Origin of the sequence: Paenibacillus sp. MMO-177 (assembly GCF_037147795.1) — a bacterium.
Classification (GTDB): Bacteria; Bacillota; Bacilli; order Paenibacillales; family Paenibacillaceae; genus Pristimantibacillus.
This window is the reverse complement of record NZ_JBBCUR010000005.1, coordinates 329,236-355,962: the sequence shown is the minus strand read 5'-3', so window position 1 is coordinate 355,962 and position 26,727 is coordinate 329,236. Positions and strand designations below refer to the sequence as shown.

The following is a 26,727-nucleotide window of genomic DNA, read 5'->3' as shown; positions in this document are numbered from 1 at the left end:
TTTTGAAAAGGAGGTCGAGCAGTTGAAGAACCAGCATCCTTTCCTGGACTCGCAGGTTGAACTCGTTATATCCGGGAGGTCGGGCATTCGGGGCAAGCTGATTGATTTTGGTCCCGACATCCTGGTGCTCTACAGCGGCACTCAATTTTTTTATGTCCCGCTTATCCATTTGCAGCAAATGAGAATCGTGAATGACGAAGATCAAAGCTATAGCAGTACGCCAGAGCTTCCTTTTGAGCCTTATAACGATTCCATCTCGTTTCGCAAAATTTTATTAAATTCCAAAGGCATGTTTTCGGAAATCTATATCACAGGGAATCAGTCCATACATGGCTATGTAACGGCGGTAATGAACGATTTCTTTGTTTTTTACTCTCCGGTCTACCATTCCGTCATGATCTCGATGCGGCATCTCAAGTATCTGGTGCCTTATAATGCCAATGTCACCCCTTATTCGCTTTCTTCCGAACAATTCCCGCTCAAGCCAACGTCTTTAACCCTTGCCCGGACCTTTGATCAACAGCTGCGCAAGCATATCGGACAGTTCGTCGTACTCGATTTGGGAGAGAACCCTAGAAAAACAGGCGTCCTCAAAAATGTCGATCTGAACTTGCTTGAAATTGCGGATGCAAGCGGATCATCGGTTTTTATCCATTATGATCATGTCAAAACGATTCACCTGCCATAACCCAAACAAAGCCCTTTTTAGCTCGGTATGCTATTCAAAGGGCTTTTTTTTTCATGAAAATGGAAATGCATCACTTTTATTCCTTGGGGGAATGCTGGAAGCAAAGGTGGTGAATGTCTGTGCAGCTTGCTTCCAAGCCTATCGGTTTATGGCCAATTGTAATGATGACACTGCTCAGCGTTGGCCTTGTCAATCACGTGATTGTTGTTCCCCTGCTGCTCGCCGAAGCGAAAAGAGATGCTTGGCTGTCCATACCGGTTGCGCTTATTATTGCGCTTCCCCTTGCTGCTTTTCCTTTGCAGCGCGTCATGTTCAAGATGGACGGAGTACGCTTTGACGATTGGCTCCGGCAGCGTACCCCGGCTTTTATGGCATGGCTGATTCTTGCAATTATTAACATAGGTTTGTTGTTTGTCGCTTTTGGATCATTAGTAGACGTGGTTGCCTGGACCTCCAATACCTATCTGCCGTTGACTCCGCAATTTGTCGTGCTGCTTATTTTCTGCTTTATATGCATGTTCGCGGCGATGAATGGGCTCCGCACGATTGCCTATGTCTCCTGCATTTTGCTTCCAATAGTTGTTGTGTTGGGCGATTTTGTCATGTCGGCTAATATGCCGGTCAAGGATTACAGGTATTTGCTCCCGATGCTTGAGACGGGGCTGTATCCGGTGATCAAAGGGGCTGTTTATTCGCTTAGCGCCTTTATGGAGCTGACTTTCTTGCTGCTGATTCAGCATGAGATGAAGAAAAGCTTTAAAAAATGGCATTTGCTGCTGCTGACACTTATGCTCATGATCTTGACCTTGGGACCTACGGTAGGAGCTATAACATTGTTTGGACCCGAAGAAGCAAGCATTATGCGTTATCCGGCTTATTCGCAGTGGCGGCTGGTGAAGATCGGCAAATATTTCGAGCATGTCGATTTCTTCGCCGTTTTTCAATGGCTATCCGGCGCTCTTATCCGGATTTCCCTGCCACTCTATCTGATTCAGATCTATGGACCGTTCCGAAAAATAAAGCGAAAATGGCTCAGCATGCTTATTACCGCTTTGATTTTGGCGGTTGCAAGCTTTATTGTCCTGATGCATATGAAATGGTACATGATCCTGATGAAAGCTTACTTTGAGGTAGCCTGGATCCTGTTTGGCGCCATTCTTTTGTTCCTATGGGTTCTCTCGTTCCGAAAAACAACAAAACCGAAAAGGCCGGAAACGCAAGGAGGTTACCGCAATGAGTCATCGTCCGGAAGAATCGCATCGCAAACGGGATTGCCTCGATCAGATTTATGACGAGCTGTCCGGCTCCGGCGATATCGTTATTCAGACCCTTGAGGTCGGCAAAGAAGAGCCTAAGCGGGCCTTCCGTATTCTGATGTGCAGCGGCATGGTGGACATGCAGACCGTGTTTATCGCTTTGTTGCCGCAGTTGGACAAGCTGGCTGAGACGCTAAATAAAGCTTTTGGCCAGTCTGAAATAGCAGGAGACGTGCACGAGCCTGCCGTGATGGAAGAAAATCTTCACAAACTAGGCTACTCGTTTGGCGCGCGCCTCCCTTTGGATAATGAACGGGAAGTTGCTTTCTTCTATTCCAACCTTTATTCTGGCAGCGTAATGGCGGTCGACGAATCTACGCGGTCCGTCTATTCTTTTGACATTTCAAGCATTCCGGGCCGGCAGCCGGAAGAATCCACAATGGAATTGTCGGTCAAGGGCCCCCGGGACGGATTTGTCGAAGGGATTGCGACGAATATCGCGCTTGTCCGCAGAAGACTCCGGACTCCGGATCTGCATGTGGAATATTTGAAAATCGGGACTGAATCTCAAACGGAAGTTTCGATGATGTACCTGAAGAGCAAAGCGGAGGCTTCCCTGGTCAATGAAGCAAGAAGAAGGCTGGAAGCGATTCACATCGAAGCGTTGTACAGCTCGTCCGAGCTGGAAGAGCTGGTGTCGGACCGGCCGAACAGCCTGTTCCCGCTGGTGGATTACATCGGCCGTCCCGATTATGTCGTTCAGGCGGTGATGCAGGGCAGGGTTTGCCTGTTTGTGGACGGCAATCCTTCGGTCATTATTCTTCCCGGCAATTTGTCGCTTCTGATCAAATCGCCGGAGGATGCTCATCTGCCCTATTATTTTGTATCCCTCGAGCGGTTGCTCCGGATTATCGGGTTTATTCTCGCGATCTGTTTGCCTGGCTTCTGGGTTGCGCTCTCGGCTTACAATACCGATCAGATTCCGTTTACGCTGCTCGCTACCGTCACCAACTCCCGGATTGGTCTGCCCATTTCCGCCACGATGGAAATGTTTCTGATGATGACGATGTTCGAGCTGTTCCGGGAGGCCGGCGTCCGGCTTCCGCGCCCGGTTGGCCAGACGGTATCCGTCGTAGGCGGATTGATTATTGGCGATGCGGCCATCCGGGCGGGCTTGACCTCGCCTACGATGCTTGTTGCGGCAGCAATCACCGCAGTCTCCACATTTACGCTGGTTAATCAGACCTTAAGCGGTACGGTGAGCATTTTACGGTATTTCGTGTTAATCCTCTCTTCCATGTTTGGGATCTTCGGTTTCTTCGTCAGCGTGTTTATTATCCTGATTTATATGTGCTCCCTTGAAACCTTTAACCAGAATTATATGCAGCCTATCGCCCCAATCAAGTGGAGGGAGCTCGTATCGGGACTATTGCAGAAGCCATGGAAGCCTAGAATAAAGGATGAGAAGCCATGACCGTTCGAATAAGCCTTCGGAACTATGTGAAATCGGTTAAAGCCGGGGTTGCCCTATGCATGATGCTGGTAACGGGTGGGTGCTGGGATGAAGTCAATCTGCAGGATGTCAGTTATCTGTCGGCAATTGGCGTCGATTATGTAGACAACCATTTCGTTGTATACGCACAGATGATTTCGTTTGGCGTAATTGCCAAACAAGAGGGAGCGCCGCCGCCGGGAAGCCCTATTTGGGTGGGGAAGCATGAGGGGACGACCAATCTGGCCGCCATATTCAACCTGATGGATGCTTCCCAATACAAGCTTTCCATGAACCATTTGAAGTCCGTCGTTATTCACGAGCGCGCCTTCAAGGAAATGAAGCAAATTATCGACAGTCTTAACCGGTTAAATTCCACCCGGTTTAATTCCTTTGTATTCGGAACAAGAACGGATATAAACGAGTTATTTACGATGGACATGCTGTTTAATAAAACGCCGATGACGACAACGCTGTATGCACCGAAGATCGAGAATAACCAGAACAGCTATGTCGAACCGATGACGCTGCAGACGTTAGTTCGCGAGGCGCTTGAACCGGCTATGTCGGTAAGGCTGCCTTCCCTTGCGATTCTGCCGAACGATTGGGAGAATAATAAAAAAAAGCTGAATTTTTTAACGATCGAAGGCGTTTTTTTATTTAATGAGAAGAAACCGTCCGGTTTTATAGCGAAGGAGAAATCCCAAGGACTTATCTGGACCAGCGATGCATTCAAGCGGTCGCTTGTTCCGATTCAGATTGAAGGGAAGAGAGGCTCCGTCGTGATTGATTCGGCAAATTCAAAGACCAAGGTGAAGATGGAGAATAACAACCCCAAATTTGTATTAAAAGTTAATCTGAGCGGGCATTTAATTGAAGCCTCCAGTGACTTTACGGATAAAGAGCTTATTGCCCAAGTCGAAAAGTCCGTTAAGACTCAGCTCGAGGAGACCTATAACAGGGGGTTAGCGCTAAATGCGGATATCTACGATTTGGAGCATCAGCTTTACCGCCACCATAACGGACTGTGGAAGCGTCTTTCGAAAGAGAATTGGAAGCCCGGCCCGCAAGATTTGACCGTTGAAGTCAAATGCAAGATTACGAAGCAATCGGAGCTCCGCACGAAATCCGAGCTTGAATCGCATACATAATTCATGGGAGTTTCGCCCATAATACGTATGCTATTCCAAACTCGGCACAAAGGAGACCAAACCATATGCTTCAAGCTTTGACCGCGAAGGAACTGGAATATATCGCGGACTCGTTGTCCAATGAAGATCTGCTTATCAAACAAAACGCGTTACTTGCATCGCTTGCTACTAATCCGGCATTAAGACAAGCCGGCATGGCTGAATTGCAAACGCATCAACAGCATTATCAAACCTTGATGCAGGCTCTTCAGCAGCATCAGCATTTGGCGCCTACGCAGCCTCAATAAACTAAAAGAAACGGGAGGATACCAACCATGTACCAACAGCATCATATGCCGGATGAAGATCTGGCTTATACCGTACTTGCCGATCTGAAGCGTGTTGTTCGCGAGTATGCGACGGCCGCGACGGAATCGACTTGTCCGGAAGTGCGTCAAATGTTCACCCACCTTCTTAACAGCACGCTAAAGCTGCAAGGGAACCTGTTCCAGGCTATGCAGTCACAAAATATGTACAGCACGGCTTCTTCCGCGCTTCGTCAGGAAATTGACAAGCAGACAAAGGAATATCAGCAAACCCAGCAAAAAACGACCCAATATTTACAGCAGCGCCTGGGCAACTCTCAGCCATCGTTCCCGCAATACGGCCAGTTCCAGCAACAGCAGCAGAACCAGCCGCATCAGCCTTTCTACATGTAAAGACCCTTCGGGGTCTTTCGTTTTTTTTCTTTGCAGGAACCTATAATTCGTTGTAAAATATTTTAATAACCGCAGTTTTGGAAGGAGTTTGACGATGAACGAACTACAGCTGAAAGTGCTGGAGCTGCTCAAGGAAGACGCGCGACGCGACGCCGATCTGATCGCCGCCATGCTGAATGAGCCGGTGGAGAGCGTAAAGCAGGCAATTGCCTACATGGAAGAAGAACATATCATCGTTAAATATGCCACGGTTGTAAACTGGAGCAAGGTTGATGACGAGAAGGTTACGGCATTGATCGAGGTTCAAATTACGCCTGAGCGCGGACGCGGCTTTGAAGGCATTGCCGAGCGCATATACTTATACCCGGAAGTGAAATCGGTCTATCTGATGTCCGGGGCATACGACCTGCTTGTCGAGATTGAAGGTAAGAACCTGAAAGAGGTCGCCTCTTTTGTTTCCAATAAATTATCGCCGATCGACAAAGTGCTGTCGACAAAAACGAACTTTATTCTGAAAAAATACAAACAGGACGGAATTATCTTCGAGGAGCATGAAGGTGACCATCGATTGATGATTTCGCCATAAAAGGGTGATGGCTATGATTAAAGACGAGGTAACATCCAATCATCGCCAATCTATGGCTGATTATTTGTCGCCGCTTGCTCGGAGCATCAAACCGTCAGGCATCCGGCGCTTTTTTGATTTGGTAAGTACTCGCAAGGACGTAATTACGCTTGGCGTAGGCGAACCCGATTTCGTAACGCCATGGCATGTGCGCGATGCTGCTGTGTACGCGCTCGAGAAAGGCAAGACGCAATATACGTCCAATGCCGGCATGCCGGAGCTGCGCGAAGCGATTGGTCAATATTTGAACGATTCCTTTGCCGTTTCCTATAATCCGGCTAACGAGGTTCTGGTAACGGTCGGCGGCAGCGAGGCGATTGACCTTGCCCTGCGGGCCTTGATCAGCCCTGGCGACGAGATTCTTATTCCGGAGCCGTGTTATATTTCCTATTCGCCAATTACGACGCTGAGCGGCGGGAAGGCCGTTGGCATCGAGACCTTTGCGAAGGATAATTTCAAGCTGAAGGCGGAATCGCTGCGTGCGGCGATTACGCCCAAGTCCAAGGTTCTTATTTTATGTTATCCAAGCAATCCAACCGGCGGCATTATGACCTATGAGGACTGGCTGCCAATCGCTAAGGTTGTTGAAGAGAACGACCTGATCGTTATTTCCGACGAAATTTACGCTGAGCTTACTTACGGCTCCAAGCATGTAAGCTTTGCTTCTATCCCGGGCATGAAGGATCGGACGCTTCTCGTTAGCGGCTTCTCCAAAGCGTTTGCCATGACCGGCTGGCGGATGGGTTACGCATGCGGCCATCAGGATCTGATTGGCGCCATGCTGAAGATTCATCAATACACCGTTATGTGCGCGCCGATTATGGCGCAATACGCTGCGCTTGAAGCGTTGACTCCTCACGGCCTGGAAGAAAAGGACCGGATGATGGAGTCCTACAACCAGAGGAGACGTCTTGTTGTTAAGGGCTTCCGGCAAATCGGTCTGGAGTGCCATGAGCCGGAGGGAGCGTTTTACGCTTTTCCTTCCATTACGTCAACGGGGCTAACCTCCGAGCAATTTGCGCAGCGGCTGCTGGAGGAAGGCAATGTCGCAGCTGTTCCCGGCGATGTATTTGGCTTGGGAGGCGAAGGACACCTGCGCTGCTCTTACGCGACGTCGGTTGCCCAGCTTACGGAAGCGCTTGACCGGATCGGACAATTTGTTCATAAGCTGAAGCAGGGCTAATAGGGGTTGAGGATAAACAGGCAGGGCGCGCCCTTGCCTGTTTTTTTGCGAAATGAACGAATGGATATATGGTATAGTGAAGGGAACTACACCCTTAGGAAGGGCTGATTATTGTGAAAATTTATACTCGTACGGGAGACAAGGGCCAGACCTCGCTTATTGGCGGGCGCGTACGCAAAGACGATATCCGCGTTGAGGCTTATGGCACGATTGATGAGCTGAACTCCTTTGTCGGGCAGGCGGCAGCGGAGGCCGCGAAGCATGAGGAACTGGAGGATATGGCCGCGCTCCTCGTAGATATTATGCAGGAGCTGTTTGACTGCGGCTCGGACCTGGCCTATGCAAGCCCCGGGGCTCCGCTCAAAGTGACGGAAGAGGCAGCGGTTAGGCTTGAAGCGATGATCGATCAATATACCGAAGAAGCGCCCGAAATTACGAGATTTATTTTGCCGGGAGGAAGCACCGTATCGGCTTTGCTCCATGTTTGCAGGACCGTATGCCGCCGCGCCGAACGCCGCGTGGTTACGCTTGCCGCCGAGCATCCTGCCAACCCGGCAAATCCGGAAGTGCAGAAATATTTGAACCGGCTGTCGGACTTTTTCTTTGCAGCGGCTAGAGCGGCCAACGCAAAGCTTGGCGTGCCTGACACCGAATACGTACGGAGCGCGGAAGTGTTCCGCAAGAAATCGAAATGACAGTCCAAGATATTGAGGGTTATTACAAAGCGCTGGCCGTTGAGGTCGGCGCTGATATGGCAGGAAAAGATATCAGGACGGTGCTGGAACGGAAGCTGGGCGTCTCGCGCTCGCTTCTGTCCCGGCTCAAGCTGACCCAATACGGCATTACGATTAATGGGGTAAGGGCTTATACGACGGCGAAAGTAACCGAAGGAGATCTGGTTGCCATACGCATGGAGGAAGAGGTCTCGGAGGATATTTTGCCGCAGGATCTGCCTTTGTCCATTGTATTTGAAGACGATTATCTGCTTGTCGTGAACAAACCCGCGGGTATCATCGTCCATCCAACGAAGGGACATTACACGAATACGCTCGCGAATGGGATTGTTCATCATTGGCAGGTGAAGGGAGAGCGAGTCCGGTTCCGTCCGGTGCATCGGCTGGACGAGGAGACGTCGGGACTAGTCGTGATCGCCAAAAATCCTTATATCCACCAGCAGCTGTCCGAACAGCTGCAAGCCGGATCGATAATGAAGATCTATTGCGCCTACGTATACGGTACGCCGTCCCCGGCAGAGGGAACGGTAGATGCGCCAATTGACCGCAACCCTGAGGATCCTCATGTCCGAATCGTAACGCCGGAAGGTTACCCGTCCGTTACGCATTATAAGACGGCAGCTGTATATGGCGAGGGAAAAGCATCAAGAGTGAGGTTAAAGCTGGAGACGGGGCGGACCCATCAAATCCGCGTCCATATGAAGCATATCGGCTGCCCGTTGATCGGCGACAGCATGTACGGACTGCAGTCAGGGAAGGTAGACGAGTGGGAAAACGCCGCCGGACGCCAGGCGCTTCATGCGGAGACGCTTGGATTGAAGCATCCGATGACGAAGGAATGGATCGAATGGACCGCAGCTCTGCCGCCGGATCTAGTGCGGCTGGAATTGGCGTTGCAAGAGAGCTGAAAGCGCTCGAGCTGGCTAACGGCAAATTGCAACGGAATAAGAGGAAAAAACCGTGTTGCAGCCGATCGGAGCCAGGCGTGTACGGCAGGCTGAACGGAATAAGAGGAAAAAACCGAGTTGCAGCCGGTCTGAGACTGGCGTGGACGGAAGGCGGAACGGAATAAGAGGAAAAAACCGTGTTGCAGCCGGTCGGAGACTGGCGTGGGCGGTAGGCTGAACGGAATAAGAGGAAAAAACCGAGTTGCAGCCGGTCGGAGACTGGCTTAGGCAGTGCTTTAAACGAAACAGGAGGATTTATGCAGATGAGCAAGCTGACGATTTATCAATATCCGAAATGCGGTACATGCCGTCAGGCCGTCAAATCGCTGCAAGCAAAGGGCAATGAGCTGGACCTTAAGCATATTGTAGAAGAGACGCCAACTCCCGATGAACTAAAAGTACTCGTTAAGAACAGCGGATTGGAAATGAAGAAGTTCTTCAACACATCCGGCGAAGTGTACAAGGCGCTTGGCCTGAAGGACAAGCTGGGCAGCATGAGCGAACAAGAGCAGCTTGAGCTGCTGGCATCCCATGGCATGCTGATCAAACGCCCAATCGTAACAGATGGCAAAAAAGTAACGGTTGGCTACAAGGAAGAACAATACGAGCAAGTATGGAACGGGTGAACGGGATGAGGAAACCATGGCGTTCTGAACGGTTGTCGCAGTTGGGCTCGTCGATCTTCGCCGAGGTAGCGGAGTGGAGAACGGAAGCCGCCGGCAAGGGCCGGGATATTATTAACCTTGGCATCGGCAGTCCTGACAAGCCTCCAACGGAGGCAGTGAGAAAGGCGTTAAGCGAAGCGGCGCTGCGCACGGATATTTATGCTTATCCGGGTACGCATGGCAGTACAGGCTTTCGCCGGCAGGCAGCTGCCTGGATGGAGCATCGGTTCGGAGTAAAGCTGGATCCCGACTATGAGCTGGTATCTCTGATGGGCTCGCAGGACGGCTTGTCCCATTTGGCCATGTCGCTGTGTAATCCGGGAGATATTGTGATTGTGCCTAACCCAGGCTATCCGATTTATACGGCGGCATTGGCATTAGCAGGCGTGGAGCCTTATTTGCTGCCGCTGAAGGAAGAGAACCACTTCCTCCCGGATCTCGATTCCGTGCCGGATGAAGTGTGGGAACGCGCAAAATTTGTTTTGCTCAACTACCCGGGCAATCCGGTATCGGCCATTGTAGATCTTGCCTTCTTCGAGCGACTTCTAACTAAAGCCAAGCAATACGGCGTATTAGTCGTCCACGATGCGGCATACTCCGAGATGGCCTTCGACGGGCATGAGCCCCCGAGCATATTGGCCGTTCCGGGAGCATTGGAGGGAGCGGTAGAATTCCATTCCTTGTCTAAAAGCTTTAATATGGCCGGCTGCCGGATCGGCTTCCTTGCAGGGAACCGCGAAGCGGTTGGAGCGCTGCGCGAGCTGAAGGAAAACATCGATTACGGCGTATTTGGCGCTGTTCAGGAAGCGGGCGTAGCGGCGTTGAAAGAAGCGATGTCTGCTTCTGCGCCGCCTAAAGCCGGCGTATTATATGAACAGCGGCGGGATTCGTTTATTGCGGCTTTGGCCGCTGAAGGCTGGACTGTAGAGAAGCCGAAGGCAACGATGTTTGTGTGGGCGAAGCTGCCGAAGCGCAGCGACGGCACCACATGGACCTCCCGCGAATTCGCCCGCGGCCTGCTTGATCAGACGGGCGTTGTGGTTATTCCTGGCGAAGCGTTTGGCAGCGAGGGAGAAGGGTTTGTGCGGATTGCATTGGTCGAAGACGAAGCAAGGCTGCGCGAAGCTGCTCGGCGGATCGGGGAATATATTCGTTGCTAGAAGCGTTCACTACGCAAGCCAATACTCTTCCGATCGCCATTGTCCCCGAATTTCTTGTTTGTAATCCGCTAGCGGATGAAATTCGGGGACAAAAGCGAACGTTGCACTTCTCCAGAGTATTGGCTTGCTTCGCTTCGTCCAAGCAATTTTATAGGGGCCGTTTCCATCACTCGTAACCTGAGTGATGCAGTTCTTTATATGTCATCACTCGGAATACGAGTAATGGATATGAATTAGTTTGCCATCACTCGGGAATTGAGTGATGGCTACGGCCAAAACCGTACACGGTTTTGGCTTCATCTTAATGCAAAATCAGCGGCATTAAGAGAGGTTGGGAGCGAGGGAACGGAGCGAGTAAAGGGGGTGGGGAGCGGGAAGGAGAGTAAGGGAATGTTCTTGAGAAGCGGAGCGTACGCCTTTGTGTTCCGGATTCGGACCTCGTCCGATTGTTCAAGGAATCCGGACACAACAGCGATCGAAAGAATATTCCCTTACGCAGCGACCCCAGCGACCCATTCCCCGAGAAAGCTTGCGAAATGACCGCCCAGCGACCTAGCCTCCAATGCCAGCTTTTGCATTACAATGAAAGCCAAAACTGCTGTACAATAGAATCATATTATGGTGTAGAGGATGGCCCTTTCGAATGAACGAAAATAAAATTCTTATAGTAGACGGAATGGCGCTGCTTTTCCGAGCCTTCTTTGCTCAGCAATACAGCGCTAGACGATTGGCGGACGGTACGCCTACCAATGCGATCTACGGTTTTATGCAATATCTGTTTGATGCGGTGAATCAGTTCCAGCCAACCCATGTGGCATGCTGCTGGGATATGGGGAGCAAAACGTTCCGGACCGAGATGTACTCGAACTATAAAGCCAACCGGCCGGAAGCTCCGGACGATTTGATTCCGCAATTCTCGCTCGTGAAAGATATTGTAGCCGCTCTCGGTATTCCGAATATCGGAATTGAGGGTTACGAGGCGGACGACTGTATCGGCACGGTATCGAAGCAGCTTAGCGAAATGGCTCACGTGTATATTTTGACAGGTGACCAAGATATGTTGCAGCTTGTCACGGACCGCATTCATGTTGTGATCATGAAAAAAGGCAGAGGCAATTATGCGGTTTACGACCTGGATTTCCTCAGAGAAGACAAAGGCATTCATCCGTTCCAGGTTATCGAGATGAAAGGGCTGACCGGCGACACAAGCGATAACTACCCGGGCGTCAAAGGAATTGGCGAAAAAACGGCGCTGAAGCTTCTTCAGGAGTTTGAATCCATCGATGGCATTTTGAGCAACCTGGACTCGGTGTCCAAAAGCATTAAAGCGAAGATTGAAGCGGATCTGGATATGCTGCATCTGTCCCGGACGCTGGCCCGGATTAACATTGAAGTGCCGGTTGCGTGCAGCTTGGAAGAATGCGTATGGAGCATACCGGCTGAAGCAGAGGTTGTATTTGAAAAATATCGTCTGGCATCATTATTGAAATTAATCGGTTAATTGGAAGGCAGTTGCGCTGAGCGCAGCTGCCTTATTTTTTTTACCATAAAACACTAAGTTCTTGTTGCGGAAAAATCAGCCGCATAACAATATGCAGCCTTATGTTGCCATGAATTATATTATTGCGCTTCAAGGTATTTTTCCGCCTAGACACTAGGTTTGAAAAGCCCTGGCTACGAACATAGCCAGGGCTTTTCTTTCCATTATGGTTCATCCATCGCATCAGGGAGCGCGTCGTAATCATCATCGCCCGCAAAATCACGGTTATAGTCCTCGTGCATTTGGCGATTCTCATAGCCGTAAGGCCTTGAGGAACGTTGATCAATGCGCCAAGGACCGCTTTTGCCAGTTGGCCCCGTTATGCTCGAGCCGTAAGAACCGTCCGGAAACTCCTCGTGGGAGAGATCATTCCTCTGTGATTCCACCGTCGAAAAATCCGTATATTCGCTGCGGTCTTCGTTCGTAAACCGATCCACCGATATCTCCTCCTGAAATGGCGTAAGTTTGCGTTCGCCCTCTCAGTTTACCCCCGTTTAGTCGGTAAAATTCACCGTTCCTACTACAAAATATAAAAACTGGGCAAGCTCGGCCGCTTCTTCCTCCGTCAGTTTAAAGGTGTATTCCAGGTACCCTTCCTCCTCCAAATCATCCGGTCCAATGATAGCCGTGCGTCCGGCCTGCAGATCGGTAATCAGCTTCTTGCCGTAAAATCTTGCCGTCGACATAATTGCGAGGTCGAAACGCTTCATACTTGGCGTAATAAACGTCACGAATCTTGTGGACGTATCTTCCGTTGTATCGGACATAAAATCATAATCAGGCAGCAGCATGGCAAAGCCTCCACTAATCGTTTGCACACATTATACAATAAGAAAACGCTTGTAAGAAAGGTTCGGTTATGATAGCATTGAACTAATCGAATAAACGAACGTGAGGAAGCACCTCTCTTGCATTTTTTGCAGGAGGGGTGCTTTTTTTTCGTTTAAGGCTAGATTACGTTTATTCGCGCGATTATCCATTTTGATTGAGGAGTGAAGCAGGCATGCAAATCGTTTTTTTGAACACGTTTGAAAAACCGGCCGAGGACGGCGCCATTGTAACGGGGAAGCTCTCCATCTGCGAGAGAGAAGGCATCTGGGCAGTCTTATGGTCGGAGGGTGAGGAAGAGGCGGTCAGCTGGTTTGAAGGCACGTCTTGGGAAGAAATGCTGATCGGCTTCCGTCATGGCGTTGCGGTGAAAATGGGCGAAGGCTATACGCCGGTCGTAGACGGGATGCTGGAGGAGAAGCGTGGAGGAGCCGGCAGCTTCTTGTCCATGCTGCAATGTTACGGAGAGCTGCATGCGAAGCAGGAGCTGTTCGAAGCGCTTCGGGAATGGCGCCGCAAGAAGGCCGTCTCGGAAAAGCGTTCGGCTTATCTCGTTGCCACCAACCGGATGCTGTGGATGATTAGCGCATTTGTTCCTTATACAACGGAAGAATTGCTGCAAATTCCGGGCTGGGGGGAACAGAAGCATGCCGCGTACGGGCAGGAGCTCCTAGAGATTACGGAACAGCATGGCCGCGAGACCGATTTTCCGCTGAAATGGGTAACCGAGAAGCTGGAGCCGGCAGCGTATACCCAATGGATGTACAAGCAGAAGGAGGCTCGCTACAAAAACGATATGATCCGGCAGCAGCAGAAGAAGCGGATTTTGAGCTTTGTATTCGAGGGCGGTTCGATGGAGCAGCTGCAGTCGGAGCTGGAGCTTCCGCGACGCGAGATTATGGACCGAATTGAGCAGCTGGAGACGGAAGGCTACGATTTTGAGCCTCTTATCGCAAGGGAGCTCGCCGATATGCCGGACACGGAAAGAGAGCTGATCTGGGAAACGTTCCGCCAGGCAGGCGACCGCTACTTGAAGCCCGTACTGCAGCAGGTATACGGGGAAGACAGCCTGAAAGAGAAACAAATGGATGTCCTCTATGAAAGGCTGCGCCTTGTCCGTCTCCATTACCGGAAGTCCGTAAAGCAGCAAGCGATGTAGTTGTCTGGGAAGGAATAAAGGAAGCCCCCGGTTTAGGGTGCTTCCTTTATTCCGCCATCCGGCCAAAGCGGTTCCGCATATCGAATGATGGCGTCGGAATCGCAAGGCAGTCCGGTCTCATAGGAGAGATTGCCGATCCGGTCGGCTGCAATCTGTCGCAGCTTCGGCCTTTTGCTGCCTTCTCTTAAATAATGAAGGACGGCTGGAATAACCAGCTTCGCATCCTCCATGGCGCGGTCCCATAAGGTCCAGGCGGTCTCATTACGGATAACCGTTTTGTCCGAAGGATCAATCCATGAAGTTCCGGCCTCGTTCAGCACGTCATAAGGCACCTGCTTCCGGAAGACAAACGGTTCAATTTGCCCAAAGGTAACGGTTCGTTTAATAGAAGCAGGATCGTGAAACAGCCGCTGAGCCCGGATCATATCCCGGATCGCGTTATTCCAATCTTCCTTGCGAATGATTGGCGCAAGCTTGGAATAGAAGCTGTCCGCAATGGCCTGGAAGGCTTGAATGATAGCTTCCGGCAGCCCACCCCCTACATCGATTTTGCGCCATACCGGTGTTTTCCACGTTTCGATTCCCCATTGCTGCCTCGCAATTAAAGTATCCATCATCACCTCATAGCGCTGATGATCCCATTTGCGGAATCCCGACCTGCTGAAGACAAGAGGGTGCATATGCCGGTCCAGCACGTGATGGAGGACAAATCCAAGCGAATAGACAACAGCCGAATCAGGCTGACCGGCCTCTGCCGGGCGACCGAGAACCGAATCAAGCAGCTTCATAAGAACAGGCCCGCAGTCCCGGTTATGCATTTCGGTGCCCAGCTGAATCATGGGCGATTGTCCCTGCCACGGCAAAAACCGATGATAGAATAGGAAATCCGGACCCTGACAGCCCATATAAAATAACCGGCGAAGCGGTTCCGAGGCGACAAGCTTGGCCTCTTGCAGATGATCAAGTACTTTTTGGCCAAATATGAGATGAGCCCAAACATTAGGCATGGAAGAAAACCTCCACATTTTGTCAAATTAAGTATGAAGAAGTGACCATTTACTTAGGACTTAAGTTTCAATAATGATAATATTAGTATACTTGTCCTATGAATTTAAGTATAATGGAAACAGAATAGACTACGTGCGAATTTTGTCGAAAAGGAGCGTTCCCGCTAATGAAGGCAGAATACATTAATCCGTTTCTTGAAGCCGCAACGATCGTCATCGAACAGGTGGTACAGATTCGGCCTTCCACCGGAAAGCTAGGCCTGAAGAATATCGAATTAGTAGAGAATCATATTTGGATTCAGATTGGGATTAATGGGCAAATGAATGGCGACATTGTATTCGGACTGAGCGAGCAGGTAGCTCTGAAGATGGTCTCAGCGATGATGGGCGGATTTATGATCTCTGAGCTAGACGAGATCGGACGCAGCGCGATATCCGAGCTTGGTAATATGATAAGCGGCAATGCGAGCACCATGCTGTACAATCAGGGGGTAAACGTAGATATTACGCCTCCAAGAATAATTCAGTCGGCTAGCGCCGAAAGCTTATCCGCAGGAAAGGCTTTAACGGTACCTCTCATTATGGACGGAATCGGTCAATTCGATATTCAAGTCCTAGTCGCATCGTAACATAGAAGCAGGCTCCTTCGGGAGCTATTTTTTTTGCTTTATTTTTTGCTAATCGGGGACTGATCAAGTACACTGAAGAGATGAGAATGAGCGAAGCGGATGCAGGTGATGATGAGTGTTAAAGGGGAAAATTGTCCTTATTTCCGGAGCCTCCAGCGGAATTGGAGCGGTAACGGCCAAACAGCTGGCTAAGCTTGGAGCAGTGCCGATCCTGACCGGGCGAAATCTGGAGCGGCTTCGCAAGCATGCGGCCGTCATCGGCGCGGCATGTCCGATGTATCAGATGGATGTAACCGATATGAGGCAGGTGCAGCAGACCGTTGATGCCATCCTAGCGAAATACGGCAAAATCGATATCCTGCTGAACAATGCGGGCTTTGGCAAATTCGAGACCTTCCTGGAAGCAGAGGTAGAGAGTTTCGAGCAGATGATGGACACCAACTATATGGGAATTGTCCGCTGTACGAAAGCCGTGCTGCCTTACATGCTGAAGCAGGGAAGCGGACATATTGTTAATATCGCTTCCATGGCGGGGAAAATCGGTTCCTCGAAGTCTACCGGCTACTCGGCAACAAAGCATGCGGTGCTGGGCTTCACCAATTCTTTGCGGATGGAGCTGAACGGAACGGGTGTTACGGTATCGGCGGTGAATCCGGGTCCGATCCGCACCGAATTTTTTGATGTCGCCGATCCTTCCGGCACTTACGTGAAAAACGTAAGCTGGTTTATGATGAAGCCCGAATATGTGGCATCGCAAATTATTAAAGTAATGGAACGGCGGAAAGCCGAAGTGGATCTGCCAAAAACGGCGGCTGTTGGCATTAAGCTGTATCAGCTGTTCCCGCGCATCGCCGATCGCCTGTTTGGCGGTTGGTTTAATCGAAAATAGCGGTGGAAAAAGAGAGGAACGTATATGAGTCAAAAGACATGGAATGATCTAGGCATTACGAAGGCGCTGGGCGATAAGCTGGAAGCGAACAATATAAAGGTTCCATCGGCTATTCAAGCCGAGGCGATCCCGACTTTGCTGGAAGGCCGGGATGTATCCGCGCGTTCGCAGACGGGCTCTGGCAAGACGCTGGCTTATTTGCTGCCGATGCTTCAGCAGCTGAAACCAACATCGGGGGCGATCCAAGCGATTATCCTTGCCCCCACACAGGAGCTGGCGATGCAAATCGTCCGTGTAGCCGAAGGATACGCGGAGCCGCTTGGCCTTCGCGTTCAGCAGCTGATTGGCGGCGCGGCGATGAAGCGCCAAATCGAGAAGCTAAAGCTTCGCCCGCAGATTGTCATCGGCACGCCGGGGCGGATTCACGAGCTGCTAAAGCTGCGCAAGCTGAAGTTAAGCGATGTGCGTCATATCGTTATCGATGAAGCGGATCAGGTGTTTGAGCTTGGTTCAACCCGAGAGGTGGAGACGATCCTGTTCGCTATGAGCCAAGAGCGCCAGATGGCCTTTTTCTCCGCAACGTATCCGGATGTGATGGCACGGTTTGAAGGACGCTGGATGAAGGAGCCGGTCCGCATTCAGATTGCGCCGGAGCAACGGGTCTCGGAGACGATTGATAACTTTTACGTCGTATGCGATAAACGGGACAAGCCGGATGTCGCAAGACGGATTGTCCGCATGCTGAAGCCGGAATCTGCGCTATTGTTCTTGAACGTTACCGAAAATATCGCGAATTGGGAAGCAAAGCTGAGCTATGAGGGCTTCTCCGTAGAGACGTTGTACGGCGATTCGGACAAGCAGCGCCGCGCAGCAACGCTAGCCAGATTCCGCGAAGGAAAAACGCAGCTGCTTCTCGCAACCGACGTAGCGGCCAGAGGTCTTGATATTGAGGGTCTGCCTCTTGTCATTAATCTGGAACCCCCTATCGATGCGGATCATTATGTTCACCGCGCCGGCCGTACCGGGCGCATGGGCCGTAAAGGAACCGTTATCTCGCTAATTACGCCGCAAGAACGGTTTATTATGGATAAATTCCGCAAGTCGCTTCGCATCGAGCTGCCGGAGAAAGCGATGTACAAAGGCGAATTTGTGGCTCCAACCGAACTGCCAAGCAAAGTGTCGACAAGACCCTCTCCTCGCCGGGCTTCCGAAGAACAGGAAGTCAGTACGCGTTCCTTTGTTGCGCCAAAGAACAGCAAGGAATGGGAATCATTGCTGAAGGAAGAACGCAAGCCGAAAAAAGGCGCTGCCAAGCCTGACAGCGCTGCTCCGGCACCGCGTCCAAAGCCGGCTGCAACCAAGCAGGAGCGGCTCCGCGACAAGAAAGACAAGGGTGCTCCGAAGTGGCTGAAGGCTAAGCGCGAAAGTCAGGATAACCAATAAAAAACCAATAAAAAGAAATTTTTTTAGAAGCCACCCTCCCAAAACTTTAGACCTTCGACGAAAACGTATAGGCGAAGGTACAAGCGGATAATTTCCGTGAATAAAGTACAAGGGAGAGTGGCTTTTTATGAAGAAACAAGCGGTATGGAAAAAAACGGTGATCTCTTCGCTAGCTGTTATGATGCTCGCAGGCGGCGCGTCTTCGGCTTTCGCAAACGGTAACCATAACGACAATGGCGGAAAAAAAGGCGACGATCGTGGCGAGAAAAAAGAAGTTAAAGTGAACTGGAAATTCAAAGACGAAGATGATATGAAATGGGCAATGGAATATATTATGCGTCTTGCATCGAAAGGCGTATTTACCGGTTATGAGGACGGATCGTTCAAACCGAACCAAAAAATTTCCCGCATTGAGACATTGGTTGCGGCGGTTCGTTTGATGGGACTTCGCGATCAGGCGGAATCGACGGCGGAAATGAACACGAAGCTGAACTTCAAGGATGCCGATCAAATCAAGAAGAAGTATCCGTGGGCTGTAGGTTACGTTGCGGTAGCGGTTGAGAACGATCTGTTTAACGAGAATGACTTCGAGGTGAAGCCTCAAGAAAATGCAACTCGTCTGTGGGCGGCAACGATTCTCGTTAAAGCGCTTAAATTGGAAGATGAAGCGAAGGCGCTCAACAACACTCAACTAGACTTCAAGGATGCGAAAAATATTCCGGCGGGTTCCGTTGGTTATGTGGCTCTCGCCATCAAAAAAGGAATCATTACGGGCTACAACGATAATACGTTCCGTCCGAACCAGCCGGTTTCCCGCGCGGAGCTAGCTGCCTTGCTCGACCGCACGGATTCCGAAATTCCGGATAACGACGGACAAGCGATCACCGGCAAGCTCAAAGCAGCTGCTTCGAATGGTCAAATTACGATTACGCAATCGAGCGGTACGGATTTGACGCTTAGCCTTGATCCTAACGTCTTTATTTTCAGAGACGACAAGAAAGCTGCGGTTAGCGCGCTGAAAGCCGGCGACGAGATTCTTGTCCGCACTTACCAGAACAAAATCGTGTTTATTGAAGTAACTAAAGCAGCCGTTGATCAGTCCACTGTATTTGACGTTACGGGCAAGATCAACACGATTACTTATAACGCTAACGGCAAGCTGTCCACGATCTCCATCTCGAAGCAAGACGGAAATCAAACAACGGTAACCATTTATAACGTTGCGGATAACGCGCTTATTGCCGGCGACCGAAATAATCTTGTAACGGGCCATGATGTTAGAATTCAAGGCAAAGACGGCGTTATTGCGGGTATTACTATCCTTTAATAAGAATTGAATGGAAGCAGGTATTCCTTCCCTCGTGGAAAGGAATGCCTGCTTTTTTTTGATATTGCGGCAGTAATTCGGTATGCTGTTAAGAGAAAAAGCAACTTATATTATAGGTAATTGTAGGTGACGGAATATGAGCGAGCCCATTTTGCAGGTTGCCGGATTAACCGGCGGTTACAGCCCGCGGCGTCCCGTGCTCCATGATGTGACGTTCGAGGTGCGGGCGGGAGAAATGGTAGGATTAATAGGACTCAATGGTGCGGGTAAAAGCACAACGATCAAGCATATTCTTGGGCTTATGAAGCCGCATCAGGGGCAGGTGAAGGTAGATGGCGTTACGCTTGAGGACAACGCGGAGCGTTACCGGTCCGCTTTTGCCTATGTGCCTGAAACACCAGTGCTGTTCGACGAGCTGACAGTCGAGGAGCATTTGCGGTTGACCGGGATGGCCTATAATGTGGCGGAGCCGCAGTTTGGGGAGCGGCAGGAGCAGCTCCTAGATGAATTCCAGATGAGGCCCAAGCGCGGAGCGTTTGCTTCGCATTTGTCCAAGGGGATGAAGCAGAAGGTGATGATCATGAATGCGCTGCTCTCTGAACCGCCGCTTTATATGATAGACGAACCGTTCCTTGGACTTGATCCGCTTGGCATACGCTCTTTGCTTGAACGGCTCGTTGAAGTAAAGAAGAAAGGCTCGGCCATTCTGATGAGCTCCCATATCCTGTCTACGGTGGAAGCGTATTGCGACCGGTTTATTGTTATGCATCAAGGCAAGGTGGCTGCATACGGCACGCTGGAAGAGGTATGCCAGACTGCCGGAATCGAATTGCGCGGCGGAGCGCTGGAGGATGCCTTTTACAAGCTTGTTACCGAGGGACGCCAATGAGCGGGGGGGATCGGTCGCTTGAGGCATTATGGCTAAAGCGTTCGGGAGAATTCCGTAAAGAAGTAACCCCATACTTCGGTTACATGGCACAAAGCGGGTTTCCGTTGTTTATGTCGTTTATTGTGCTGTCGTCTGCATTTGGCTACATCAAGCTGATTCGGGACCTGCCAAGCGGATTTCCGATTACGCTTGTTGGTACAGTAGCCTTGTTTATTATTCTTAGCTGGAGTCCGCTTAGAACCTGGCTGAATTCGCCGGATATCGTCTTCCATATGCCCCGGGAAGCGGAGATGGGCAGCTATATGGCAAGAAGCTTCCGCCGCTCGGCAATCATGACATCTTTGCTCGGGATTATTGTTCTCCTGCTATACTGGCCGATTTACCGGCAAGGTGACGGGGAAGCAGGTTTCTGGACTTTGCTGCTTTTTTGCCTGGTTATGCGGGCGGCAAACCTGTGGGGGGCGTGGAAAGAACGGAAATTAGCCTGGTCCGGTGTCCGCCGGCTTCTCCGCCTATTACGCTGGGCAGCGAATGCTCTTTCGCTTGTGGTCATACTTACAAGAGCGCCATGGCAGGCTGCATTGTTCCTGCTGCTGCTCCTTGGCTTGTTTGCCCTGCTCTACCGGCTGCCGGACAAGCATTCCTTCCCGTGGGAGCGGCTGATTGAAGAGGAGGCTCGCACCCGAAGAAGCTACTATCAATTTTTCGGTTTATTTATCGATGTTCCAACGATGCCTTCACGTACGGCATCCCGAGCTTATTTGGCATGGATTCTAAGGTATATTCCGAACCGTCACCGCCTGACTTATGTGTATTTATACGCGGCGTCCCTTGTACGGACGGAAATTGGCGGCATCGTCTTGCGTCTTACGGTATTGTTTGCGCTTATTGTTTACTGGTTTGGAGAAGACGGATGGCTGTCTGGTTGGGGAGCAGCTGCAGCTTATATCATCCTGCTTCAGCTGGTTGCCGTACAGCTCGGGGGGTTGAGGCACGCGCATCGCTACTCCGTATGGCGGCATGTCTATCCGCTGCCCGAGGCCAAACGGATGGATAGTCTTCTTATCGTTGACCGATGGGCACTCGCGGTTGTTGCGTTCCTCATGTGGCTGCCGGGAGCCGTCATGCTGCTCGTTCAAGGGTTCATTTTTCCTGCAATTGCCGCGCTGCTGGTGGCTTATGCGCAGATTCTGTTCTTGCGTCCAGGCCGCATGCGCCGCAAACTGGCTAAGGATGCGGAGGAAGAGTAGAGGTTATCCCAAATAAAAAAAGCGGTGCAGGAATCCTGCACCGCTTTTTTTATTTGGGCAAATTAACCGATCAATTCGGTAACCGCTTTATAGATCGTATCGAACAGTTCTTCCAGGTTCGGCTCTTCGATGCAAGAGAATGCAACGCGAAGATCGGTCTCGCCAAGCGCGATGGTCCCGATACCGTATTCGTCCAGGAGACGGGTGCGGACCTCTTCCGCGGATACGCCTTTCAGCTTAAGGCACATGAAGTAACCGGAGTTAAATGGATAGTAGCTCCAAACATCGCCGTAACGCCCGCTGTCGAGCAAATCTTTTACTTTATTGGCACGCTTCTTCATTACGTCGTATTTCTCCGCTTTCTGCTCGTCGAACTCAGCAGACTGCAGCGCGCGCAATACGAAGGTTTGCGATGGATGCGGGCCGCTCGAGATTGTCGCGCGGATAATACCCATCGTTTTTTGCTCAAGAGCAGCGAGTGCTTTATCGGAAGGGTTAGCGTAAGTAATAAAACCAACGCGGAAGCCCCATACGTATTCTTCTTTTGTCGCGCCGTCGACTTTTACAGCCAGTACGCGCGGGTGCAGATCAGCCAGCTTGCCGAATAGCGATTCATGCAGCGAGTCTTCAAAGAACAAGCCGAAGTACGCGTCGTCCGTTACGGCAACAACGTTAATGCCTGCTTCTGCCGCATCGCGGATTGCTGCAACAATCTCATCGCCTTCCTGAGGACCCGGCGAGTAGCCGGTAGGGTTGTTCGGGAAATTGAGGATAACAATCGCTTTGCCTTTGTCTTTCTGAGCGAGAAGAGCTTCGCGCAGACCGGCGCTGTTGAAGCGGTAATCCTCATTGTATAGCGGGTATTCAACGATCTCGGCACCGCGGCGGATGTTGAATGTCAGTTCATAGTTCTCCCAGTTCTTGTTCGGGATGATAACCGCATCGCCGACATCGGCGAACAAGTCGGCAACAATACTCAAACCGTGTGTCAATGCGTTCGTAGCGACAGGGTTGCTGAATTTTTTGCCTTCCAGGGAAGGGTTTTCTTTAACCATCTTGGTGCGCCATGCGGAACGCAGCTCCGGCTTGCCGGCTGGCGGAGCGTATTCGTATATATCTTTTGGATCATACGAGGACAAGGTGTCTTGTATAACCTTAAGGTGCATGGGCTGACCGTTTTCTATTGCTATGCCGATCGTGGCGTTAAATTTCTTAGCCTTGGCCTTTGCTTCTGCGGATTGGCTGAGTATGCCTTCCTTCGGGAAATAAATCGCTTTTCCTAAAGCGGACAACATGTCGTAGACGTTCGGACTTTCGGCTTCGAGCGTCTCATTCAACTGCTGAGCAAGTGGGTTCATGGACTTCATTCCATCCTTCCGGGAAATCAATTCGTCATTTAACGCTTATCGGGTGCTATTATAACATTTTTTTAACAAAGCACACCAATCAAAATGCAAATCTTTTTGACTTTTGTGCAAACGGGAGGGCAATACCCGCTTGCGTGCGAGATTCCGGCTGTTGTATGATGTCGGCAAGAACTCGAAATTTCGCGAAAAATGGAATGCGAGATATGCTTACGATGTAATTTTTCACGATAACAAAGTGCGTTATCGAGAAAAATTTGGTTTATGCTTACGAAGTATTTTTCACGATAACAAAGTGCGTCATCGTGAAAAATTTGGTTTATGCTTACGAAGTATTTTTCTCGATAACAAAGTGCGTTATCGAGAAAAATTTTAGGAGGATTCACATGCTGCACTTATCTCCGGATTCTTACATTAAATTGCCGCCTATTGCCAAAATCGTATGTGAACCAAACTGGAGATGGCAGCGGCGCGAAAAGCCGATGGCGAACTATGATTTATTTTATGTATGGAGCGGCGAAGGGGAAGTGGAAGTTAACGGAACAACGTACCCGGTAGGGAAAGGAAGCTGCTTTCTGTTCCGGCCGGGTGACCATACGAGCGCTACCCATAATCCCCAAAAGCCGCTTGTTCTGACTTATATCCATTTTGACGTACGCGAGCCGGTGCAGTTTGTGCCGGAGCGTTACCGGAAGCTGACGGATACCGTTGATTTCGAATATTTGCTTTCCCGTTATGTCCGGCTGTTCCTCGTTGAGACATACGCGGCGGAGGAAGAAGCTTTGCTTGTGCTCAAGCAGCTGATGATTCATCTGCTGCGGGAGGACCGGGAGATGCCGGTTGAGCGCAAAGGAAGCAACCAGCTGACCGAAGCGATTCAGGAGGTTGCCAATTACGTGAAGCAGCATCCAAGCGTAGCTCACCGGGTCGAGGATCTGGCGATGCGCGCGCAGCTGTCTCCGCGGTATTTTTCCGTAAAATTTAAAGAAATGATCGGCATGTCGGTACAATCGTATATGATCCGGACACGGATTGAACGGGCCCAGCATTTGCTCATGTACGAAGGCATGAACGTGACGGAGGTTGCGGATGCGCTTGGCTACCGGGATATCTTCTTCTTCAGCAGGCAGTTCAAGCAATACACGGGCCGAAGCCCATCCGAAATCCGTTAAACGCAAACAAGGCGCCGCAGGGTAACTCCCTCGGCGCCTTTCTTCTATCAATGCCATTTCGAACAATGAAATGGCTAGCCCTATTCCTCTTAAAATTAAGTTGATTTAGGGGTGGAGTGCGATTGGAGCATTAAATGATTCTGTAGAAGTGTAACGTTCGCTTTTGTGAGGGGATTCCAATCCGCCAGGATTGTTCAAAGGAATCCCCGAGCAATGGCGATCGGAAGAACATTTAATGCGCAATGAGCATGCCTTTTAACGCGCAATGAGCATGCTCTTTACCCCTCAATCAACTGCCCCAGCTTCTCGCCCATCCGCACCCTTAACCCTGGCGCAAGATCCTGCCGCGGAATAAAAGTATCGTTCTCCATAAGCAGGACAACGGTTGAGCCGAATTCGAAATAGGCAAGCTCGCCGCCTTTTTCAGCTTTGTCGCGGATAGGCTCGACGTAACGAATGCTGCTGACGTTCATGGCGCCAACCTTGACAACGGCCATTTCGCCTCCGGCATGTTTGATGTAGGTAATGAGTCTTTCGTTCCGGCTGAGGACGCGCCGCATGCGGCGAAGGCCAAAGTCGTTAACGGGGTATACCTTGCCCGGAACATGCTCGCGCTCGACAATCTGTCCGTCTACCGGCGTATGTATGCGGTGATAATCGGTTGGACTTAAGTACAGTACGACGTAATACCCGTCGAGGTACAGTTCTGTTCGGGGAGAGCGGTTAAGCAGCTCCTCGATCGTATAATCCTGTCCTTTTACATTAACGATCGTACCGGCTTTAATGGGGCCTGCCCCCGTGATCAAGGCGTCCACCGGACTTATAAGAGCCGTAATCTCTTCATGTATAATCCGGGAGCCCGGCTTCAGGCGCCTCGTAAAAAATTCATTTAACGTGCTGTATGCTTCCAGCGGCTTCTCCGCTTCTTCGATTTTAATGTTATACATGCTGGCGAATCTCGGAATCCAGCCGCGGCTTGCCTTCGATTGCGCGAAGCGGCCGGTCAGTCTGGATATCCATTTGCGCGAACTAAGCTCCGTCATGGCTTGAAACAACCATCCCATCATACCCGCTCACTCACGTCCTTTCCTTGCATCTTGCCTTTCGATGTCCTCCGAACAGTGTGACACAACCGTTCATACAAATCAATAGCATAGGCGTCCGCGCAACCTTGTATCAATATCGGGAGGGATCGCGTATGCTAACTGCAAATTGATAACGAAGGAGGCCTTCCTTCGACATGTCGTCAGTGAAAGTGGCATTCGTTACGCCAGGAGCCTATCCAATTCCATCGGGAAAAAGCAGCTCTGTCGAACGCGTTGTTGAAAAGTTCGTTCCTCTGCTGCGTCCTAGTATCGAACCTCGTATTTACGGGAAAATCGGGCTGAATTTACCCCGGCGAAGCTTAGTTAACGATGTTGTTTGCGAAAGATTCCATGCTGCCAAACGATCGGCCTACGTTGAGAAAATAGGCCGTGCATTACAGGGATTTGGCCCGCATATTATACAGGTCGAGAACAGGCCGACGTATGTGATAAAGCTGAATCGGACCAATCCGAAGGCCAAAATTTGGCTTAATCTGCATTCTTCCACGTATATTAGTCCAAGACATATTTCCGAAACGCGGCTTCGCCAGAGCTTTGCTATAGCAGACCGGATTATTGTAAACAGCGATTTTCTGCGCAGTTTGATCCTTAAGAAGGTGCCTGAAGCCGGAGCGAAGGTCCGCGTCGTTTATCCCGGAGTGGAGACTAGACGCTTCCAGTCCCGCTATACGGCGGAAGGGGAAGCGGTACGAAGACATCACAGGGAGCGTAAAGGCCTTGCCCACCGGAAGGTAGTTGTATTTCTTGGCCGGCTTATACCGCTTAAAGGCGTGCATCATTTGCTGGCCATCGTGCCAAAGCTGATCAAGACCCATCCGGATCTTCTTGTTGTTATTGTCGGAAGCCCCTATTACGGATCTCACCGTACTACGGCCTATTCCCGCAAGCTGCTAAAGATGGGTGAACGGAACAAGAAACATATCCGGTTCGTGCCTTATGTGCCATACTCGGAAGTTCCGGGCTGGTTCATGGCAGCCGATATTGCCGTAATGCCTTCAGGCAAGCGGGAGGCGTTTGGACTTGTGAATGTGGAAGCGATGGCAACGGGTCTTCCGGTTATCGCTACGCGGGCTGGCGGGATGCAGGAAATTATCCAGGATGGAGAGACCGGTTTTCTCATTAATCAGAAAGAAATTAAATCCGAGCTGACTGCCAAGCTCCTGCTTTTGCTGCATAACGCGGCTCTGCGCCGGCAGATGGGGATAAAGAGCAGACAACGTGTGGAGCAGCTGTTCACATGGGAACATACGGCAAAGCGGTGGTTAAAGATTCAACGAAATGAAATGGATATGAGATTCCATGACAACCCGGATCTATCGGATGGAATCGATTCTGAGCCGCTTCCTCAGCACAAACAGGGGAAGGCTCATGAGGATGAGCAGATAATCAGCTATCAAATGGGCTTTTTAAATCTAAAGCCTTATCCCCCGGAGGACGGCAGTTAAGAGCTGCTGTCCTTTTTTTGTGCCTAAAACGGCAGTAGCGCGCCTATGGGTAGGAGCATATAGTGAAATAACTTTGGGGA

The 26,727-nt window shown here is 50.6% G+C and carries 28 protein-coding genes; 23 read left to right on the top strand and 5 right to left on the bottom strand.

Features of this window, described 5'->3' with window-relative positions; all coding sequences use genetic code 11:
* Nucleotides 1-22: 22 nt before the first annotated feature.
* The 14 genes from WFK81_RS19755 to WFK81_RS19690 all read left to right on the top strand — a co-directional run bounded on the left by WFK81_RS19755 (nt 23) and on the right by WFK81_RS19690 (nt 12,100).
* Nucleotides 23-688: a DUF2642 domain-containing protein gene (locus WFK81_RS19755; RefSeq protein ID WP_336788095.1), complete on the top strand. Its 666-nt coding sequence runs from the start codon at nt 23-25 to the stop codon at nt 686-688.
* A gap of 119 nt (nt 689-807) precedes the next feature.
* Nucleotides 808-1,980, top strand: a complete 1,173-nt coding sequence (locus WFK81_RS19750; RefSeq protein WP_336788094.1) for a GerAB/ArcD/ProY family transporter — start codon at nt 808-810, stop codon at nt 1,978-1,980.
* Complete coding sequence (locus tag WFK81_RS19745) at nt 1,922-3,418, top strand: spore germination protein (protein WP_336788093.1); 1,497 nt, start codon at nt 1,922-1,924, stop codon at nt 3,416-3,418. Before WFK81_RS19750 ends, WFK81_RS19745 begins: the two co-directional genes overlap by 59 nt.
* Nucleotides 3,415-4,587: a Ger(x)C family spore germination protein gene (locus WFK81_RS19740; RefSeq protein WP_336788092.1), complete on the top strand. Its 1,173-nt coding sequence runs from the start codon at nt 3,415-3,417 to the stop codon at nt 4,585-4,587. The genes WFK81_RS19745 and WFK81_RS19740 overlap by 4 nt, the downstream gene beginning before the upstream one ends.
* 65 nt (nt 4,588-4,652) lie before the next feature.
* Nucleotides 4,653-4,874 carry a hypothetical protein gene (locus WFK81_RS19735; RefSeq protein ID WP_317982252.1) on the top strand — a complete coding sequence of 74 codons (222 nt, stop codon included), beginning with the start codon at nt 4,653-4,655 and terminating at the stop codon, nt 4,872-4,874.
* Between the two features lie 27 nt (nt 4,875-4,901).
* Nucleotides 4,902-5,285, top strand: a complete 384-nt coding sequence (locus tag WFK81_RS19730; RefSeq protein ID WP_336788091.1) for a spore coat protein — start codon at nt 4,902-4,904, stop codon at nt 5,283-5,285.
* 94 nt (nt 5,286-5,379) lie between these two features.
* Nucleotides 5,380-5,871 (top strand): Lrp/AsnC family transcriptional regulator, encoded by a 492-nt coding sequence (locus tag WFK81_RS19725; protein ID WP_015843024.1) that lies wholly within the window; start codon nt 5,380-5,382, stop codon nt 5,869-5,871.
* 13 nt (nt 5,872-5,884) lie between these two features.
* Nucleotides 5,885-7,093, top strand: a complete 1,209-nt coding sequence (locus tag WFK81_RS19720) for an aminotransferase class I/II-fold pyridoxal phosphate-dependent enzyme (RefSeq protein ID WP_336788272.1) — start codon at nt 5,885-5,887, stop codon at nt 7,091-7,093.
* A gap of 113 nt (nt 7,094-7,206) precedes the next feature.
* Entirely contained in the window at nt 7,207-7,788 is a 582-nt protein-coding gene (locus tag WFK81_RS19715) for a cob(I)yrinic acid a,c-diamide adenosyltransferase (RefSeq protein WP_336788090.1), read from the top strand.
* Nucleotides 7,785-8,735: an RluA family pseudouridine synthase gene (locus tag WFK81_RS19710; RefSeq protein ID WP_336788089.1), complete on the top strand. Its 951-nt coding sequence runs from the start codon at nt 7,785-7,787 to the stop codon at nt 8,733-8,735. The genes WFK81_RS19715 and WFK81_RS19710 overlap by 4 nt, the downstream gene beginning before the upstream one ends.
* The gene (locus WFK81_RS19705) at nt 8,675-8,899 is read left to right on the top strand and encodes a hypothetical protein (RefSeq protein WP_336788276.1); all 225 of its coding nucleotides are present in this window, start codon (nt 8,675-8,677) and stop codon (nt 8,897-8,899) included. The genes WFK81_RS19710 and WFK81_RS19705 overlap by 61 nt, the downstream gene beginning before the upstream one ends.
* A 138-nt stretch (nt 8,900-9,037) precedes the next feature.
* On the top strand, nt 9,038-9,400 hold the full coding sequence (locus tag WFK81_RS19700) for an arsenate reductase family protein (protein ID WP_336788088.1): 363 nt from the start codon (nt 9,038-9,040) through the stop codon (nt 9,398-9,400).
* Between the two features lie 5 nt (nt 9,401-9,405).
* Entirely contained in the window at nt 9,406-10,599 is a 1,194-nt protein-coding gene (locus tag WFK81_RS19695) for an aminotransferase class I/II-fold pyridoxal phosphate-dependent enzyme (protein ID WP_336788087.1), read from the top strand.
* Nucleotides 10,600-11,242: 643 nt separating this feature from the next.
* Nucleotides 11,243-12,100 (top strand): 5'-3' exonuclease, encoded by an 858-nt coding sequence (locus tag WFK81_RS19690; protein WP_336788086.1) that lies wholly within the window; start codon nt 11,243-11,245, stop codon nt 12,098-12,100.
* A 203-nt stretch (nt 12,101-12,303) separates the two neighbouring features.
* Here the strand turns inward: WFK81_RS19690 and WFK81_RS19685 are convergent, their stop codons facing one another.
* Together WFK81_RS19685 and WFK81_RS19680 are read right to left on the bottom strand one after the other, a co-directional pair.
* Nucleotides 12,304-12,576 (bottom strand): hypothetical protein, encoded by a 273-nt coding sequence (locus tag WFK81_RS19685; protein WP_336788085.1) that lies wholly within the window; start codon nt 12,574-12,576, stop codon nt 12,304-12,306.
* 57 nt (nt 12,577-12,633) lie between these two features.
* Complete coding sequence (locus WFK81_RS19680) at nt 12,634-12,930, bottom strand: DUF3055 domain-containing protein (RefSeq protein ID WP_336788084.1); 297 nt, start codon at nt 12,928-12,930, stop codon at nt 12,634-12,636.
* A gap of 212 nt (nt 12,931-13,142) precedes the next feature.
* Here WFK81_RS19680 and WFK81_RS19675 point away from each other — a divergent pair, with 212 nt between their 5' ends.
* Nucleotides 13,143-14,126 (top strand): HRDC domain-containing protein, encoded by a 984-nt coding sequence (locus WFK81_RS19675; RefSeq protein WP_336788083.1) that lies wholly within the window; start codon nt 13,143-13,145, stop codon nt 14,124-14,126.
* A 32-nt stretch (nt 14,127-14,158) separates the two neighbouring features.
* Here the strand turns inward: WFK81_RS19675 and WFK81_RS19670 are convergent, their stop codons facing one another.
* The gene (locus WFK81_RS19670) at nt 14,159-15,133 is read right to left on the bottom strand and encodes a zinc dependent phospholipase C family protein (RefSeq protein ID WP_336788082.1); all 975 of its coding nucleotides are present in this window, start codon (nt 15,131-15,133) and stop codon (nt 14,159-14,161) included.
* Between the two features lie 167 nt (nt 15,134-15,300).
* Between WFK81_RS19670 and WFK81_RS19665 the strand changes: the two genes are divergently transcribed.
* The 6 genes from WFK81_RS19665 to WFK81_RS19640 all read left to right on the top strand — a co-directional run bounded on the left by WFK81_RS19665 (nt 15,301) and on the right by WFK81_RS19640 (nt 21,560).
* The gene (locus tag WFK81_RS19665; RefSeq protein ID WP_336788081.1) at nt 15,301-15,762 is read left to right on the top strand and encodes a chemotaxis protein CheX; all 462 of its coding nucleotides are present in this window, start codon (nt 15,301-15,303) and stop codon (nt 15,760-15,762) included.
* Between the two features lie 115 nt (nt 15,763-15,877).
* Nucleotides 15,878-16,651, top strand: a complete 774-nt coding sequence (locus tag WFK81_RS19660; RefSeq protein WP_336788080.1) for an SDR family NAD(P)-dependent oxidoreductase — start codon at nt 15,878-15,880, stop codon at nt 16,649-16,651.
* Between the two features lie 24 nt (nt 16,652-16,675).
* Entirely contained in the window at nt 16,676-18,094 is a 1,419-nt protein-coding gene (locus tag WFK81_RS19655; RefSeq protein ID WP_336788079.1) for a DEAD/DEAH box helicase, read from the top strand.
* A gap of 127 nt (nt 18,095-18,221) precedes the next feature.
* Nucleotides 18,222-19,421 carry an S-layer homology domain-containing protein gene (locus tag WFK81_RS19650; RefSeq protein WP_336788078.1) on the top strand — a complete coding sequence of 400 codons (1,200 nt, stop codon included), beginning with the start codon at nt 18,222-18,224 and terminating at the stop codon, nt 19,419-19,421.
* Between the two features lie 136 nt (nt 19,422-19,557).
* On the top strand, nt 19,558-20,310 hold the full coding sequence (locus WFK81_RS19645; RefSeq protein ID WP_336788077.1) for an ABC transporter ATP-binding protein: 753 nt from the start codon (nt 19,558-19,560) through the stop codon (nt 20,308-20,310).
* Nucleotides 20,307-21,560: an ABC transporter permease gene (locus WFK81_RS19640; protein ID WP_336788076.1), complete on the top strand. Its 1,254-nt coding sequence runs from the start codon at nt 20,307-20,309 to the stop codon at nt 21,558-21,560. Before WFK81_RS19645 ends, WFK81_RS19640 begins: the two co-directional genes overlap by 4 nt.
* A gap of 62 nt (nt 21,561-21,622) precedes the next feature.
* Here WFK81_RS19640 and WFK81_RS19635 read toward each other — a convergent pair whose 3' ends face one another.
* Nucleotides 21,623-22,918: an aminotransferase class I/II-fold pyridoxal phosphate-dependent enzyme gene (locus WFK81_RS19635; protein ID WP_336788075.1), complete on the bottom strand. Its 1,296-nt coding sequence runs from the start codon at nt 22,916-22,918 to the stop codon at nt 21,623-21,625.
* Nucleotides 22,919-23,310: 392 nt separating this feature from the next.
* On the opposite strand from WFK81_RS19635, the gene WFK81_RS19630 reads away from it, so the two are divergent.
* Nucleotides 23,311-24,096, top strand: coding sequence for an AraC family transcriptional regulator (locus WFK81_RS19630; RefSeq protein ID WP_336788074.1), 786 nt, complete (start codon nt 23,311-23,313; stop codon nt 24,094-24,096).
* A gap of 278 nt (nt 24,097-24,374) precedes the next feature.
* Here WFK81_RS19630 and asd read toward each other — a convergent pair whose 3' ends face one another.
* A complete protein-coding gene (asd, locus tag WFK81_RS19625; RefSeq protein WP_336788073.1) occupies nt 24,375-25,163 on the bottom strand; it encodes an archaetidylserine decarboxylase in 789 nt (262 codons plus the stop codon).
* A 173-nt stretch (nt 25,164-25,336) separates the two neighbouring features.
* Here asd and WFK81_RS19620 point away from each other — a divergent pair, with 173 nt between their 5' ends.
* Nucleotides 25,337-26,647 carry a glycosyltransferase family 4 protein gene (locus tag WFK81_RS19620; RefSeq protein WP_336788072.1) on the top strand — a complete coding sequence of 437 codons (1,311 nt, stop codon included), beginning with the start codon at nt 25,337-25,339 and terminating at the stop codon, nt 26,645-26,647.
* Nucleotides 26,648-26,727: the final 80 nt, after the last annotated feature.

What these genes read in the sequence shown, in the direction of transcription:
- WFK81_RS19745 (WP_336788093.1), top strand. Translation starts at nt 1,922, where the DNA reads ATGAGTCATCGTCCGGAAGAATCGCATCGCAAACGGGATTGCCTCGAT.
- WFK81_RS19740 (WP_336788092.1), top strand. Translation starts at nt 3,415, where the DNA reads ATGACCGTTCGAATAAGCCTTCGGAACTATGTGAAATCGGTTAAAGCC.
- WFK81_RS19735 (WP_317982252.1), top strand. Translation starts at nt 4,653, where the DNA reads ATGCTTCAAGCTTTGACCGCGAAGGAACTGGAATATATCGCGGACTCG.
- WFK81_RS19730 (WP_336788091.1), top strand. Translation starts at nt 4,902, where the DNA reads ATGTACCAACAGCATCATATGCCGGATGAAGATCTGGCTTATACCGTA.
- WFK81_RS19725 (WP_015843024.1), top strand. Translation starts at nt 5,380, where the DNA reads ATGAACGAACTACAGCTGAAAGTGCTGGAGCTGCTCAAGGAAGACGCG.
- WFK81_RS19720 (WP_336788272.1), top strand. Translation starts at nt 5,885, where the DNA reads ATGATTAAAGACGAGGTAACATCCAATCATCGCCAATCTATGGCTGAT.
- WFK81_RS19710 (WP_336788089.1), top strand. Translation starts at nt 7,785, where the DNA reads ATGACAGTCCAAGATATTGAGGGTTATTACAAAGCGCTGGCCGTTGAG.
- WFK81_RS19705 (WP_336788276.1), top strand. Translation starts at nt 8,675, where the DNA reads ATGGACCGCAGCTCTGCCGCCGGATCTAGTGCGGCTGGAATTGGCGTT.
- WFK81_RS19700 (WP_336788088.1), top strand. Translation starts at nt 9,038, where the DNA reads ATGAGCAAGCTGACGATTTATCAATATCCGAAATGCGGTACATGCCGT.
- WFK81_RS19695 (WP_336788087.1), top strand. Translation starts at nt 9,406, where the DNA reads ATGAGGAAACCATGGCGTTCTGAACGGTTGTCGCAGTTGGGCTCGTCG.
- WFK81_RS19690 (WP_336788086.1), top strand. Translation starts at nt 11,243, where the DNA reads ATGAACGAAAATAAAATTCTTATAGTAGACGGAATGGCGCTGCTTTTC.
- WFK81_RS19680 (WP_336788084.1), bottom strand. Translation starts at nt 12,930, where the DNA reads ATGCTGCTGCCTGATTATGATTTTATGTCCGATACAACGGAAGATACG.
- WFK81_RS19675 (WP_336788083.1), top strand. Translation starts at nt 13,143, where the DNA reads ATGCAAATCGTTTTTTTGAACACGTTTGAAAAACCGGCCGAGGACGGC.
- WFK81_RS19670 (WP_336788082.1), bottom strand. Translation starts at nt 15,133, where the DNA reads ATGCCTAATGTTTGGGCTCATCTCATATTTGGCCAAAAAGTACTTGAT.
- WFK81_RS19665 (WP_336788081.1), top strand. Translation starts at nt 15,301, where the DNA reads ATGAAGGCAGAATACATTAATCCGTTTCTTGAAGCCGCAACGATCGTC.
- WFK81_RS19655 (WP_336788079.1), top strand. Translation starts at nt 16,676, where the DNA reads ATGAGTCAAAAGACATGGAATGATCTAGGCATTACGAAGGCGCTGGGC.
- WFK81_RS19650 (WP_336788078.1), top strand. Translation starts at nt 18,222, where the DNA reads ATGAAGAAACAAGCGGTATGGAAAAAAACGGTGATCTCTTCGCTAGCT.
- WFK81_RS19645 (WP_336788077.1), top strand. Translation starts at nt 19,558, where the DNA reads ATGAGCGAGCCCATTTTGCAGGTTGCCGGATTAACCGGCGGTTACAGC.
- WFK81_RS19640 (WP_336788076.1), top strand. Translation starts at nt 20,307, where the DNA reads ATGAGCGGGGGGGATCGGTCGCTTGAGGCATTATGGCTAAAGCGTTCG.
- WFK81_RS19635 (WP_336788075.1), bottom strand. Translation starts at nt 22,918, where the DNA reads ATGAACCCACTTGCTCAGCAGTTGAATGAGACGCTCGAAGCCGAAAGT.
- WFK81_RS19630 (WP_336788074.1), top strand. Translation starts at nt 23,311, where the DNA reads ATGCTGCACTTATCTCCGGATTCTTACATTAAATTGCCGCCTATTGCC.
- asd (WP_336788073.1), bottom strand. Translation starts at nt 25,163, where the DNA reads ATGATGGGATGGTTGTTTCAAGCCATGACGGAGCTTAGTTCGCGCAAA.
- WFK81_RS19620 (WP_336788072.1), top strand. Translation starts at nt 25,337, where the DNA reads ATGTCGTCAGTGAAAGTGGCATTCGTTACGCCAGGAGCCTATCCAATT.